The organism is Sulfitobacter sp. UBA1132 (genome assembly GCF_002311545.1).
Lineage (GTDB): Bacteria > Pseudomonadota > Alphaproteobacteria > Rhodobacterales > Rhodobacteraceae > Sulfitobacter > Sulfitobacter pontiacus.
The window spans coordinates 102,783-117,923 of sequence record NZ_DCAN01000004.1 but is presented as its reverse complement, the minus strand read 5'-3'; the positions used below and the strand labels follow the sequence as shown (position 1 = coordinate 117,923).

Sequence of the window (15,141 nt, the reverse complement as noted above, 5' to 3'; positions counted from 1 at the left end):
GCGGCTTCATTTTGCAAAATAAACTCGAATCCGACGGGGCAACTGCAGACTTCGCTTGCCATATATGAACGCCCGTTCAAACATGGCGGTATGACAAGCACTCTCTCTACCGCCATTATCGCCAAGCGTGACGATCTGATCGCGCTGACCCAAGATCTGATCCGCATCCCGACGCTTAACCCGCCGGGTCAGGACTATCGGCTGATCTGCGAATACCTTGATACCCGCCTGCGCAAGCACGGGTTCGAGACGCAGCTGATCCGCGCCTTTGGTACCCCCGGCGATAGCGAGAAATACCCCCGTTGGAACATCATCGCCCGCCGCGAAGGGCGCAGGGCGGGCGAATGTGTCCACTTCAACAGCCACACCGATGTGGTCGAGGTCGGGGCCGGCTGGACGTTTGATCCCTTTGGGGCCGAAATCTCGGACGGCAAGATTTACGGGCGCGGCACCTGCGATATGAAAGGCGGGCTGGCGGCCTCTATCATCGCGGCCGAGACCTTTATCGAACAGCACCCCGATTTCAGCGGCGCAATCGAAATCTCGGGCACAGCGGACGAGGAATCCGGCGGCTACGGCGGTGTCGCCTATCTGGCCGAGCACGGGCATTTCAACCCGGACCGCGTGCAACATGTGATCATCCCCGAACCGCTGCAAAAAGACCGTATCTGTTTGGGGCATCGGGGCGGCTGGTGGGCCGAGATCGAAACCAAGGGCGAGATCGCCCATGGCTCCATGCCGTTTCTGGGCGATTGTGCCGTGCGCCACATGGGCGCAGTGCTCTCCGAGTTCGAAAACAAGCTGTTCCCCGCCATGGCCGCCCGTCACACAGACATGCCCGTGGTCCCCGAAGGGGCGCGTAGTTCGACGATGAACATCAATTCGATCCACGGTGGGCAAAAGGAAAACGACCCGGATTTCGACGGGCTACCGGCCCATTGCGTGCCAGACAGCTGCCGCATCACCATTGACCGGCGCTTTTTGCTGGAAGAACCGCTGGATCAGGTGCGCGGCGAAGTGCGCGCCCTGCTGGAAGGTCTGCGCGAAACGCGGGTCGATTTTGACTACGAGCTGACAGAGCTGAATTCGGTCCTGCCGTCGATGACCGACCGCGATGCGCCGGTCGTGCAAACCGTCGCCCATGCGATCGAGGATATCATGGGCAAAGCGCCTGAATACGTCGCCTCCCCCGGGTCATACGACCAGAAACACATCGACCGGATCGGCAAGCTCAAGAATTGCATCGCCTATGGCCCCGGCCTGCTAGAGCTGGCGCATAAGCCGGATGAATATATCGGCATCGACGATATGGTCGATAGCGCCTGCGTGATGGGGGCCGCGCTGGAGACGCTGCTGCTTCCGAAAGACTAAGGCCCTCAGCCTTCAGCAAAGGCGTGTGGCGCGGCGATTGCCAGACCGTCGACGATCGCGGTCATCGCGGCCCCGCGGTGCAGTTCGGCCTGCGGAAATGCATCGCGCATGGCACGGTCGATCACGTCCATCAGGCTGGACCCGCCGACAAAGATCAGCTTGGTCACGGCGTCGGGATTTACCTCTGCCTGCGCCGTCAGATCAGTCGCAACCTGCGCGATCTCGGTCGCCATCTGCGCCAAACTCGCCGCCATCATCGCCGGTGGCAGTGGGACCGTCAGCCCGCGCTCCACGATCTTCAGGTCGATCTGCGGCGGGGCGCTGGCATCGGGGTCATTCGCCGCGATCTTGCCGGCCTCTACCGCGAAGGCCATATCGTGGCCCAGCTCATCCTCCAACACACGCTGCAGTCGGTTCAGCAGCGTCGGCTCTACCGCGTATTTCGCCAGATCCTCGACCGCGCGACGCTGTTCGCGGGTGTAAAGGAACGGGATTTTCTGCCACGTCGCCAAATCGGCAAAGACCGCATGAGGGGCGGCGTGGGTTTCATCGCCGAACACATGTTTGATCTGGCTGCCCATCCCCAGATGCGGCATCACATGCTGAAGGCTCAGCTCGCGGTCAAAGTCGGTCCCGCCAATGCGCACCCCTTTGCTGGCGAGGATATGAATGCCCGCGTCACCTTCCTGCCGGAAAAGCGTAAAATCAGACGTACCGCCCCCGATATCGACGATCAGCCCCAGATCGCCGGGCTCAAGCACGGCACGATTGGCCAGGGCCGCAGCCTCGGGTTCGGGCATGAAGCGGACCTGTTTGAACCCGGCTTGCATATAGCATTCGGTCAAATCCACCAACGCCTGCGCGTCCCGCGCCGGATCGGCACTGTGGAACATCACAGGCCGCCCTGACAGCGCCCGATCAAACTGCTGGCCGGTGGTGCGCTCTGCCTTCGTCTTCAGCTCGGCCAGAAAGCGCGCCACGATGGCGATGAAATCCATGCGTTTGCCCAACAGAACCCGACTTTCGCGCATCAAGGGCGTGCCCAGCAGACTTTTGAGCGCACGCATATAGCGCCCGTCGTCGCCGCCGATCAGCGCCTCTTGGGCACCGCGACCATAGATGATCCGCTTTTCCTCATTATCGAAAAACAGCGCGGTCGGCAGCGTGTTCTGCTCCGCCTCGACGTTAATCAAATGCGGCACACCGTCTACTGCATACCCCACGGCAGAGTTGGACGTTCCGAAATCGATACCCAAAGTGGGTGACATCGTAGCCATGGCGCGCCCCTTCAAAACCTCAAAAAACGGCGCATAAACCGCGCACAGGCTGGGTACAACCGATAATTGCGACAGCATCCCGACGCTGGTCAAACCTGACAGAACTGGTTAACATTTTCCTTATTGCCAACAGGAGACACCCATGGCCCATCTTCGCAAACGTATTCTAGGCACCTGCGCTGCCGCGCTGATGGCCACCGGCGTCGCCGCGAAAAACGACATCACCGTCGCGATGCAACTTGAGCCACCGCATCTGGACCCGACCAGCGCTGCGGCAGGGGCCATTGATCAGGTGCTCTATTCCAACGTTTTCGAAGGGCTGACCCGCTTTATGGGCGACGGATCGGTCGTGCCCGGGCTGGCGCAATCGTGGGAAATCTCTGACGATGGCCTGACCTATACGTTCAAACTTCAAAGCGGCGTGACCTTTCACGACGGAACGACGATGGATGCCGCCGACGTCAAATTCTCGCTTGACCGGATCAATGCCGAAGACAGTGCAAATGCCCAAAAGGCGCTGTTTGGCGCGATCTCGGAGGTGACAGTCGTCGACCCGTCGACCGTCGAAATCAAACTGTCAGAGCCGGACGGCAACCTGTTGTTCAACCTCGCATGGGGCGACGCGGTGATCGTGGCACCCGAAAGCATCGACAATATCAAGCAACTGCCCATCGGCACCGGCGCGTTCAAATTCACCAGCTGGACCCAGGGCGACAATATCCGCATCGAGAAGAACCCGAACTACTGGGGGACCCCGGCCGCGCTGGATATCGCCACGTTCAAATTCATCTCTGACCCGACCGCCGCGTTCGCGTCGATGATGGCCGAAGATGTTGATGTCTTCGCCGGCTTCCCCGCGCCCGAGAACCTGCCGCAATTCGAAGCGGACCCGCGGTTTCAAGTGCTTGTCGGTTCTACCGAGGGCGAAACCATTCTGGCGATGAACAACAAACAGCCGCCGTTTGATGACCCCAAGGTCCGCGCTGCCGTCGCCCATGCCATTGATCGTCAAGCCATTATTGACGGTGCGATGTTCGGATACGGCACGCCCATCGGTACGCATTTCGCGCCCCATAACCCGGCCTATGTCGATCAAACCGCGCTGAGCCTGCATGACATCGAAAAATCCAAGGCGTTGCTGGCCGAAGCCGGCTTTGCCAACGGGTTCGAGACCACGCTGGACCTGCCGCCCCCCTCCTACGCCCGCCGCGGCGGAGAGATCATCGCCGCGCAGCTGGCCGAGGTTGGTATCACCGCCAAGATCAACAATGTCGAATGGGCCCAATGGCTTGAGACGGTGTTCAAGGGAAAGAACTTCGGCATGACAATCGTAAGTCACACCGAACCGATGGATATTGGCATCTACGCCAACCCTGATTACTATTTCCAATATGACAACCCCGATTTTCAGACTTTGATGACCAAGCTGAACACGACCACCGACCCGGAAGCACGCAACGCGTTGCTGGGCGAGGCGCAGACCATGATCGCCCAAGATCACGTCAACGGTTTCCTGTTCCAACTGGCGTCACTGTCCGTTGCAAAGGCACGTCTGACCGGCCTTTGGCGCAATGCCCCGACGCAGGCTGTCGACCTTACCGGTGTTTCTTGGTCCGAATAGGGCGACATTTGAAGAAAGCGATAGAAGGGGGCTTGGGTCGTGCGCAATGCCCCTTTTTTATACCATATGATTACCCCCCGCTCGCCCGTGGTGTGCCATTGCCCAAGATCGGCAGTGTCTGAACCTTCGCCGCCACCCGCGTAGGGAAAGCGCGCCCGAAGATATCACTGGTCAAGCCGAACTGCCTTATCCGCCCCTCGGACAATACTAGCACTTTGTTCAACGCCGAAATTGCACAGGGCTGGCGCGCCGTGATCACCACCGTGCTACCCCGATCACGCATATGGCGTGCGACCTCTGCCACGATCTGTTCAGCATCGGGACAGCTGAAAAGCGACCGCAGCGGATCATCCATCACAACCAGCGCCGGATTGCAGACCAAAGCCCGCGCCAGCCCGATCTGCTGTATCTGCCCTTGGGTTAACGAGGATCCCCCACCGCCGCTCACAACACTCATATACCCATCCGGAAGAGCCATAATGGCGTGGTGTACACGGGCCAGCTTCGCAGCGGCGATCACCTGCGCACCCGTGGTATCGGGGCGAAATCTGGAAATATTATCGAAAATCGTCGCGGGCAGAAGATCAATGGTATCGGGCAAATAGCCGATCGCAGGGCCGATCTGCGCGGAAGGCCATCGGACCAGGTTAACGGCATCAAACCGAACCTCACCGGTTGTAGGAGCCGCAACGCCAACGGCCAGTTTTGCCAATATGCTTTTGCCCGCATTTGGCCCGCCAAGCACGCACAGCCCATCCCCCGGTGACAGGTCAAAAGAGACATCCTTCAGCCCGTTTTCCGCCCGCCCCTCGATCCCGTGGGAAACGGCGGTGAAAGAAATCCGGCCCTTTGGTTCAGGCAATGCAACCCCCTCGCGCGCCGGGATATTCTGTGAAAAATGTCGGTGCAGGTGGCGGTGCGCGGACCAACCGCAGGCAACCCCCCGCCAGCCGCTGATCATCTGGTCGATAGGGGCCAGAACGCGCCCCGCCAAGATCGAAGCGGCCATAATCATCCCCGCCGAGATTTGGCCCTGAATGACCAATATGGCCCCGACTGTCAGGATCGAGGATTGCAACATCAGACGGAACGATTTGCTGAACGATGCCAGCGCATCCGGCGGGGCATGCAGGCGCTGGTGCCACGCCAGACTGCTGCGCTGAAGCCCACGCCAATATGTGGCAAGATCATCTTGCATACGCATGGCGCGCAGCGGCTCCGCCAGACGGCGACTGTGATAGGACATATCAGCGAGGGTAAGATCCTGATTTGCAGAGATGCTGATCGTGTTGCGCGTCAAATAGCGGCCCGTTGCCATCACGGCACAAGCCAACGCCACGCCGCCCAGAACCATCGCCCCCAACCAAGGGTGAATGATGTAAAGGGCCAGCAAAAAGATCGGCACGAACGGCATATCACAGACACTTACGAATGCGGCACTAGACAGCAGCCGTCTAATGTCCCCCAGTTGTTGCAGGGGCTCTTGTGCGCTTGCCGGTACGTTGTTCTTTTCATCATTGCTGATCCAAGCCGCGAAACACTCAGCCCCAATCGCTAGGTCCAAACGCACCGAAAGACGGGCCAAAAGCCGTTGCCGGATCAGGTCAAAAAGCCCGAAGAAACAATAGAGAAGCAGCACAATTCCGAAGAGCCCCATCAGCGTGACCACTGACCCACTAGGCAAAACGCGGTCATATATCTGGATCATGTAAATCGATCCTGTGAGCAGCAGGATGTTGATCAACCCACTGACCACAAAAAGCAGCACAATCCCCCCAAGCTGTGATCGCAACGCGGCGGCATAGATGTTGTGCGTCTGCACGTTGCACTTCCCCCAAACCAATCAGTCGTCATGGCCGGCATCCCCCTGCGGCCTGACTTCTGTGGTAGGGTGATTTCCTTTACAAAGTGGAAAAATTGGCAAATCCGAAAAGGATCAATATTTCAAATTGTACGTTCATTCTGCGGGGATCGCGGCTTCGCATCCAACATCCACAGTCCTGCCCCAAATATGAAGAATACGAAACCATAGATGCTGCCCCAAATGTGCACCGTCGACAGCGTGAGCGTGAGCCCGGCAAAGCAGAGTATCCAGCCTAGCCGTAGCGCCGCTAGGGTCCGATCCATGGTGAAATCTTTGCGCCCGACACGCCAGAGCGCATAGCCATAGCCGACTGTCAAAAAAGTGAACGCCGGCAATCCGAAACGCATCGCGATAAATAGCCAAAAATTATCGATACTCGAGGTGTGCATCCAAACCGGCCTGAGCCAATCGTTTAGCCCAAGTCCAAATACAGGCGCGCTCCAGACATTGGTCATGCCCCATTCGAAAATAGCGGACCGCCAATAGGCGCTTTCGGCAGAAAATGTCGCATAGCTCATGAAAACTTGGATCGGGGTTCGATTGGAAAGCAGATCAATCACGACGTAAAAAATAACAAAACAGGTTGAGAGGATTAGCCATCGTCGCCCGATCCTGCGACATAGGAAGCTCCAGAATATCAGCCCTATCTGCACGATTGCCGCCAGCAGCGCGCCGCTGGACAGCGATAGGAAACAGCTGGCGCAAATCACCGTCATAACCACAGACCGCAGACCCAAGCTGTGCCGTCCCGCCAGTCCGATAAAGTACAGGGACGTCGCGATTGTACAAAACAAGCCCCAGTGAATTGGATGCTCGAACGAAAGTTGCACCCGCTCCAGTCCCATGCGGCGATCAATCGCCAGATCCACCGGGGTCGTAAGCCCGGTCATCTTCCACAGCTCAATGGGAACAGATGTCCCGCTTTGCGACTCTATCAAGGCCAGAGGGAAGCATAGCACGATCAGTCCTGTGAGGATCTTAATCACTGCGGCAAAGCTGTGTCTGTCTCGGATAAAGGCGCGCCCGATCAAATACCCGCCTAGAAACTCGACCCCGATTGAGCCTGCATTCTGGGTCGCTTCCACCGGGTTGTTGACCGCCAAGGCCAGCGAAACCCAGAGAAAATGCATAAAGAACAGAACATCTGTCAACAAAACACGCCCGAAGTGGCCGCAAAACAGGCGGAGACTTAGCGGAATAATCAGCACTGCTAACAACGCCTTGGTCCCGGTCATATAGACCGACCCTAAATTGAAGCCGACGGGCACCAGCAGGAGCCCGAAATACACGAGCACAACCCGTGATACCGGCTGTTGATGATATAGCCGTATGCGCTTGAGAGAGCGGTGCTGGTCCGTCGCGTATATATGGTTCACGTCCAAATCATATCTGTCCTTTCGTAAGAAGAATCGGCGGTGCCACCACCATTGGGCTGAACATTTAATATTGCGTGAAGATTAACCCGCCCTCCGCCTCTTTCCCTGCGAATGCAACGGTTCAGCGAGGTTGATATGTATCGATGCCTACGAATTCTGATCGCAAGGTATGGACTATGCAGATGACACTCGGACTGGGCATGAAACTGGGGCAAACGATGGCGGGGTCGCTGCCGCTAAAGATTTCGCCCGTCACGGAAATTCTTGCAGATGGTTGGCGGGCCGAGCACCGAGATATGCCGTCGTTTTCCACCACTTCCGAGGCGCGGAATGTGACCGTGAACCGGCGCGGTTTTGATACGGCGGCGACGGCTGTCAGCAAGGCTTCGGTTGTGCAGCTCACCAGCCGTGTCAGGCAGCCCTACCCAGATCATTCAAATTTTACTGACAAGACAGTCGCGTGTTCAGACTTTGTTTACGCGGGCGATACTATCAACGGTGCAATCAATCACAGCACAAGGCCAGCGCCCCGGCCTATTGCCATGTGGTTAAACCACGACCGTGAGAGGGTAGAAGATGATGCACATATACTAAGGCTGGCAGTTGCCCACGCATATGCCCAACAGGGGCAACCCGTCGCGGCGGTGCGGTTCATCGTCCGCGATACGCTTGGCAACGAAGCATCGCAGCTTGTGTCGTCGCAAAGCAGTCTTGGATTTGAGGCGTCGGGGCTCCATGTTCCGCATTATGCAGCGACGGTTGATCTATTAGGCTTGGCCCAGGAGGATTTATTGACTGTAGATGCCACCATCTACCCATGGGTGGGGGACGCCTTTTCCATCAGTGCCGACGCCGATGAATATCCGTCCCCCAACCTGACGACGCTTCGGATGCTGAACGACACGAGCGGCGGGTATGGGGCATGTTATGCCCAAGTCGATGGAACCACGGGCGACGATGCGACGGGTCAGGCTGCGTCTTCGCGCGCAGATGCCATTGCCGCCCCATTTGCGTCAATCGCGGCCGCGGCTAACGCGATCAAGGAATTCAATGCCGCGCATTTTGGGCGGGTGGATGATGCAGGGGGTGGAACGATTTTACTGGCAGAGGGGGCGCATATCCTAACGCCTTTCAAGGCTGCCGGTCGCTCGGCACAGCTGCCCTTGTGTATCAGGGCTGAAGACCCGTCCAAACGGGATACCACGATCTTAACGGACGGTGGAGTCAATCGGTTCAACGGCATACCAACGCACCTCAAGATTTGTGATGTCACTTTGCAGAAAGGCGGGGCGAACACGGTGTTTCTGGACAGTGGTGCGGACTCGGCAGGCAATCTTTTGATAACAAAGAACTGTCTTTGGGACGCCAACGGATTCGGCAGCTACGGCGCTTGGGTTTACCGGGTGGGGCGCTTTGTACAAATCAACTGCTCCGTCGTGCCCAACGAAGATCCACACCAGGGTAATTCATTTTCGACCGAAGCAATCATGGTCACCGCGATCGGCTGCAAAAGCTGTGCCGGAACAATCACCTATCAGGCGCTCGGCTGTTCGGGGCTTGACGAATTTACCCTCCGGGCGCCGATTGGCAACCGGCCTGCCATGACCGGCACGTTTTTAGGGTGGAACACATTCAGCAATGGCAGCGCGACCAATGCAATCGTTTCCGTAAGCGCCGAAATCAAAGAACGGGGCTTTGCTTTTGTAGGGAACATCGTGGAAAGCTGGGGGAGCTCCACAAATGCGGCGCTGCGATTGAACGCTGACAGCGACACAAATGCAGCCCAAAACATCGTTGTGCACAACAATACCATCGCGGGGGAACGCGCGAATTTGCTGTATCTGGACGGCAGCGAGAACGTGGCGAAGTCGGGCTCTTTCCGGAACAATCTGTTTCACCGCATCAATATCAAAAGCGATGTATTTTCCGGCGAAACCTCCCTTACCGGCAACTGGCCAGCGCGGTACAAGGTTGGATGGTCGCATAATGTCGCAATCGCAGGGTCAAGTAATGAACCCGGCTATGGCCCGTCCTCGTGGCTGGGGGAACTGCCGTCGATCGGTGAGGTTTCACATATCGCCTCGCCTTGGGTCGACGACCGCTCTCACACCGGCAGCAACACGGGCAGCGGTGACTACCGCCCCGACGCACTGTCCGATCTGCCCAAAGTATCACCCGCGCAGGCCCCCTATGGGAGCGACCTTGTGGGAAATACATTGGGCGATAGCGGCTTTATCGGCGCGGTGCTATCCTCCGCGTGATCAAAGACCCGCGCTGCCCCTCCCGCGCGAAGGTCAGCGCGGGCCGTTCAATCCAGTGCCAGGACGATACCGCGCAAAGCAACGTCAACGGCAAGGCCAGCGCAATGTTCAGCGCCGGCGTCATGTCACCCCACACCCAAACCACAAACCCCTGCAGCGGCATCGCGTAAATATATATACCGTATGAATAATCTCCGACCCTATTGAACATCAGCAGGGGGCCCAGCTTGCAATACCCGGCCCAGAGACTGGTGTAGGTCACAGCCAGTGCAAGCATTGGAAAAGCAAAAACCGTAGCGTGCACGGCCCATGTCAGGACGATCAACCCAACGACGAAGGGCCACCGCAAGGGGATATAATCGCGCCAGATCCAGCAGGAGGCCCCGAAAACAAAGGGCAAGGACAGCAGCCGCGTTTGCTGTAGGCGCGGATGAATGAGGTCGCCGAGATACGGCGCGACTGCCCACGCAATCAGGTATAGCGCCAAGAGCACCGCCATCACCCGCCGGCGGGACAGGGCCCCGACAAGGCCGACGAACAGGATAAGTGCATAGCAGGCGACCTCATGCGCGAGCGTCCAAATCGACCCCTCTACGGTGGGATAGGGGTTCGTCGTGAACACGCCCGGCAAGGTATATTGTGGTTTAAACAAGAGTATATTTTGCACGATAAACCGCGCCGTATCGGGATGCGACAGATACGTACCCGCGTCTAACCCGCTGACCAGCGGCCCCATGATCAGCGCCACGATCAAGATGGACACGGCCAACCCCGGCAGCAGACGCGCGGCCCGCGCCGTGACAAAGGACAAGGCAGACCCCTGCCGGTCGTAGCTGCCCGCGATGAAAAAGCCGGACAGGCCAAAGAACACAAAAACCGCCAGCTCCCCCAGCGAATAGCCAAGCGCTGTTTTCAAAGGCTCAACCGTGCCGCGCCCAAGCGCGAGCGGCCACGCGTGAGAGACCAACACCGCCACCGCCGCGAGAAAGCGAATGAGGTTAAAGTGGTTGTCCCGCCCGATGGCAAGCTCGGACAGACGGGGCGGCTTGGCGCGTCTCTTCATGGTGAACGGCTGCAGTTGCTTTGGCCGCGGCATGTCACTTGTGCGGTCAAAGTCTTCTTAACGGTGCTGTATCGCCTTGGACTCCATCCCATCGGATGCTCCTTTCTTAATCATCAGTCTGCGGACGTCAGGCAGCACCATCGCCAGACCGGCCAGCAACAGAACAAAGCCTGCGGCCCGAAACCCCGTCGGCTGGTCCTGCGTGAAAACCGCCCAAGCCAATAGCGCGACCATACAGATCAGCGGCAGGGCCAATGGCCGGAGCGGCACCCGTTGCACGCGGTGCATCCAGAGCAGCGCAATCATCAGCCCCGCGGCTTCGCCCAGTCCTGCGATATGCACCACATGGGGCAGGCTTGCGCCTTGCAGCACACCCCATGCCGCGAGGGGTAGGAACGTGATACGCAACAGGTCCGTCAAAAGCTCGGTCTTGCGATACCCTTCGCCCAGCGCGACAATCGCACACCCGCCTTTGGCCACCCGCAACGCCTGAACCGCCGTCAAGAGCGTCAGCAGGGGCAGCACAGCGCGGTATTTATCGCCCAACACATGGTGCACGAAGGAACCGCCAAGCAGGTTGACTGCCATGACCATTCCCGCAGCCAGCACGATATGGCTTTGGATCGTGGTGATCGCCTGGGCCCGAAATTCCTGGCGCGCGGTGCTGGCTGACAGGCGGGGTAGAAACAGGCTCATCGTGCTGCGCATCAGGACCAGCGACGGGGTCAGTGTTAGCGATACGGCCATGGAAAACAGGGCCAGCGCCTCTAGCCCCAGAAGACGCCCGACGATGGCGCGTTCGCCATTGAACACCAGAAACATCACCGCCCCGCTTGCCATGAGGGGCCAGCCGAACTGCATGCTTTGGACCATAATGGTCCGATCAAACCGCAGCCGATAAGGGCGTTTCGCAACTGCGTGAGACATGAGCGTGCCCAGCGCCATATGCACCAACACGGCAAAAAGCATGATGCGGAAGTCATCGAACATCCGCGATAGGGGCAGCAGCGCGGCCAACGACCCCAGCGGCGGCAGCAGCGCGATCCCTATTGCGGCGCGATGTTTGTGGTGACGGGTCTGGCGATAGACGTCCAGATGCATCCCCCCCTGTAACAGCGGCACCACAGAGATCAGCTGAAACGCCCATGATAGCTGCAACACCCCAAAGGCATGCGCCAGAAGCGGCGCGAGAAGGAACAGTGCCACCGCCCCGATCATGCCACGTATCAGCGCCACACCATGCAGCGCGCTATGGAAATCCGCGTCATCCCCCTTGGGCGCATTGACGATCTGTTGTTGAAAGCCAAGCGCGGTCAGCATCTCTATCATAGCAAGCGCGAGCACGAGGCTTGTGCCGATCCCGAAATCTTCGAGGCTGATCAGGCGCGACACCACCACCGTGCGCAGCAGCAAGATCGCCGCGGCGCAGGCGTTGCCGGACAGCAGAAAGCCAAAGGACCGGATCACGGTCCACCCCCTGTTGCGCATCTGATGTCAGGGCAGGTCAATGCGGTTCCACCGGTGCAAAAGCCGTTCGGGGTCATGGCCCCGCAGCAGCGACAGCATCCGTCGCGCGCGGTAAAGCCGGATAGACGTCAGCCCGATCAACGCCATCACACGGTTGCGCGCACCCTTGATGCGGGGGCTGCTCACAACCTCTGCCACAGCGCATAGCGGTGACGGAATAAGCAGCAGCGCCTTTATCGCCCACCGGATCCGGCCGCCAAGGCCGGTACATCGCGCCCAGTCATGGGCAAGCTGCCTGTCCCATTTCAGCCGCAGGCCCGTCGCCGTATGCGGCGGGTGATAGACAACCAGATCGGCGGCGAAGCCTATGCGATATCCGGCAAAGGTGGCGCGCTGGCCCCAGTCGCGGTCCTCGGCATGGTGGAGGCCCTTGAACGGGCCGACCGCGTCGAACACCTTGCGATGCACGATCAGATTGCCCGTCCCCGTGAACCCCTGCTGCGCGATGTAGCGGTCCATCCGATAAGCAAAAATCGCTTGATATGCGGTCGCGGGGTCCAGCCTGCGCCCTTTACGTTCGATACGGACATCACCGCCAAGGATCCTATGGGGATCGCGCGCCATATGCGCGGCAATATGCGCCAGCCAATGCGCGTCGGGCAGGCAATCGGCGTCGAGAAAGGCAAGCACATCGCCCCGTGCCTGCGCCGCGCCAAGGTTACGTGCGGGGCCGGGGCCGGGGATCGGCTGGTGGATCAGGGATACCCATGGGTAATCGTTAACAACTCCTTGCGGTGACCGGGCGGAGCCATTGTCGACGACGATCACCTCGGCTGGCTTGCATGTGCCCGCGTCCAGCGCGGCAAGGCAACGCGCAAGGGCGTTGTGTTGGTTGAGATGGGGGATCACGACAGTGATGCCGGGCGGGGCGGACGGTGTGTTCATCCCCTCTTAAGACGCGAAGATGGTAAAGATTTCGCTAACGTCGAGGTCTCAGGAGCCGCGGAACCCCCGGCGCAGCTGGCTGCTGATAGGCTCTGCCAGATAACTCAACACGGTTCTGTCTTTGGTCTTCAAAAACGCCTCGATCGGCATACCGGGGACCAAACGGACGGAGGCTGGCAGACGGTCCAGCTCGGTACGGGGGATATCCAGAATGACCCGATAAAAGCTGTCGCCATTGCGCGGGTCCACCACCACTTGCGGAGAGATGCTGTAAACGCTGCCGGTCAGTTGCGGGGTCGTATGCGGGTCAAAGGCGGTGAGCACGAGGGTGGCAGGCTGATCATAGCGTACCAGATTGATCGAGCGCGGATCGACCTGCACCTCGAATTCGAACTTTGACTGCTGCGGCACGATATCCATCAAGGTCGCACCCGCCCCAACAACCGCGCCAACGGTCGTGGCGCGCAGTTCGTGCACCATCCCGTCGACGGGGGCCCGAAGGGCGATACGGTCAAGCTGCGCCTGGCGGGTGAGGATCGACAGGGTCAGTTCCTGAACTTCGGCAGTGACCTCGCGCAGTTGCAGCGCGACCTGTTCCTGAAACCGGCGATCGGCTTGCAGGCTTTCCAGCTTGAGCGTCCAGCGTTGGTGGATCAACCGCGCCAGATCCGCCCGCCGCGCGGCAAGGTCACCGCGCAAACCGGCCCGCGTGGACTGTAGTTGCGACAAACGGACCTGCGGGGCCAGCCCCTTTTCAACCAAGCGCGTGAGGCTGCGCAGCTCTGTCGTGAGGATGGCAAGTTGTTGTTCCAGCGCAGAGATTTGGCCGTTAAGGCCCGTGGCCTGGGTTTCGACATCGGCAAGATCACTGGCCATACGGGCGCGCATTCCCGCGCGCATCTGGGCCCGCGCCTCGAATATCGCGGCCTGCCCTGCCTGCGCTTGCGACATATCCAGCGCGCCGATTTTTGGCGGCAGATCAATGGCATCGAAACGGGGGGCGGGGCTTTCGTCACGCTCTGCCTCCAGACGGGCACGCAGACCCGCTGCCTCGGCCAGACGGGCGCGCGCCATGCGCAGGTCAATCTGCAAGATCGTGGCATCAAACCGCGCCAAGACCTGCCCCGCCTTGACGATATCCCCGTTCTTGACCGGCAACTCTGCCAATACGCCGCCATCCACCGTCTGGATCACCTTGGGCTTGCCCGCCACATCGATCTGCCCCGTCGCGATCACCGCCCCCGAAATCTGTGTTGTCGCGGCCCATCCCCCAAGCAGCGCAAACAAGCAGAACATCGCGGCCATCGCGGCACCGGTAATGTGCCAAAGGCCGGTCTTGGGCTCAGGGGGGGCATGATGTGGCACGGAAAGCTCCTTTGGTTGATGAACCCGGCGGGGATGCTGGGGGTGCATTCACCTTCGACAGAGGCTTGAGGCGCTGCGGCGGCATTCATGCGGCGGAATTGAGGCGCGGAGTCTGCATGGCGGCGCGGTACGGGGTCAGGGGTGCCCTGTTGCCCGATGGGTTTAAACCGAGCAAGAGATCAGCCCCGAGGGGGGAAAGACAGATAAACTCCTTTATTTTCAGTCGACTAGGGCAAAACCTCTGCGGTCAACCTTCAGCAAGCCCGCCCTATGGCCGCTGCAAGTTCACGCCGCTTTTACCGTGCACTTCGGTCACATCTCTAAATACCCGGCATTTTAGACCATTTGATCACATCGCGGCGCATAGGCCCTGCCCCCCGCGTTTCCCCGCTGTGCGCTTGGCGTTGATCCTTACCAGACTGTGTATTGTTTCGATCAAAAGCATAGAAACATGGCCACATTGTTTTTGTTTCCGGTCAAAGTGACGCCACATTGTCCCCGTACCCACAACAATACACAGGACGCGGGCCA

General features: G+C 59.2%; 10 protein-coding genes. 3 read left to right on the top strand and 7 right to left on the bottom strand.

Annotation, left to right across the window (positions count from 1 at the left end; translation table 11 throughout):
- Window positions 1–90 precede the first annotated feature (90 nt).
- On the top strand, window positions 91–1,371 hold the full coding sequence (locus B4F27_RS01495) for an acetylornithine deacetylase/succinyl-diaminopimelate desuccinylase family protein (RefSeq protein ID WP_180828468.1): 1,281 nt from the start codon (window positions 91–93) through the stop codon (window positions 1,369–1,371).
- Between the two features lie 5 nt (window positions 1,372–1,376).
- Here B4F27_RS01495 and B4F27_RS01490 read toward each other — a convergent pair whose 3' ends face one another.
- A complete protein-coding gene (locus B4F27_RS01490; RefSeq protein WP_286758674.1) occupies window positions 1,377–2,648 on the bottom strand; it encodes an Hsp70 family protein in 1,272 nt (423 codons plus the stop codon).
- 142 nt (window positions 2,649–2,790) lie between these two features.
- Between B4F27_RS01490 and B4F27_RS01485 the strand changes: the two genes are divergently transcribed.
- Window positions 2,791–4,269, top strand: coding sequence for an ABC transporter substrate-binding protein (locus tag B4F27_RS01485; RefSeq protein ID WP_286758673.1), 1,479 nt, complete (start codon window positions 2,791–2,793; stop codon window positions 4,267–4,269).
- A gap of 70 nt (window positions 4,270–4,339) precedes the next feature.
- On the opposite strand, the gene B4F27_RS01480 is transcribed toward B4F27_RS01485, so the two are convergent.
- Window positions 4,340–6,091, bottom strand: coding sequence for a type I secretion system permease/ATPase (locus B4F27_RS01480; protein ID WP_286758672.1), 1,752 nt, complete (start codon window positions 6,089–6,091; stop codon window positions 4,340–4,342).
- A gap of 122 nt (window positions 6,092–6,213) precedes the next feature.
- Complete coding sequence (locus B4F27_RS01475; RefSeq protein WP_286758809.1) at window positions 6,214–7,509, bottom strand: O-antigen ligase family protein; 1,296 nt, start codon at window positions 7,507–7,509, stop codon at window positions 6,214–6,216.
- Window positions 7,510–7,691: 182 nt separating this feature from the next.
- Here B4F27_RS01475 and B4F27_RS01470 point away from each other — a divergent pair, with 182 nt between their 5' ends.
- Window positions 7,692–9,770, top strand: a complete 2,079-nt coding sequence (locus B4F27_RS01470) for a hypothetical protein (protein WP_286758671.1) — start codon at window positions 7,692–7,694, stop codon at window positions 9,768–9,770.
- Here the strand turns inward: B4F27_RS01470 and B4F27_RS01465 are convergent.
- The 4 genes from B4F27_RS01465 to B4F27_RS01450 are packed head-to-tail and all read right to left on the bottom strand — an operon-like array spanning window position 9,742 to window position 14,610.
- Window positions 9,742–10,833, bottom strand: a complete 1,092-nt coding sequence (locus B4F27_RS01465) for an acyltransferase family protein (protein WP_286758670.1) — start codon at window positions 10,831–10,833, stop codon at window positions 9,742–9,744. The genes B4F27_RS01470 and B4F27_RS01465 overlap by 29 nt on opposite strands.
- Window positions 10,834–10,890: 57 nt before the next feature.
- Entirely contained in the window at window positions 10,891–12,300 is a 1,410-nt protein-coding gene (locus B4F27_RS01460) for an oligosaccharide flippase family protein (RefSeq protein WP_286758669.1), read from the bottom strand.
- A gap of 27 nt (window positions 12,301–12,327) precedes the next feature.
- Window positions 12,328–13,245: a glycosyltransferase family 2 protein gene (locus tag B4F27_RS01455; protein ID WP_286758668.1), complete on the bottom strand. Its 918-nt coding sequence runs from the start codon at window positions 13,243–13,245 to the stop codon at window positions 12,328–12,330.
- A gap of 48 nt (window positions 13,246–13,293) precedes the next feature.
- Complete coding sequence (locus B4F27_RS01450; protein WP_254794818.1) at window positions 13,294–14,610, bottom strand: HlyD family type I secretion periplasmic adaptor subunit; 1,317 nt, start codon at window positions 14,608–14,610, stop codon at window positions 13,294–13,296.
- Window positions 14,611–15,141: the final 531 nt, after the last annotated feature.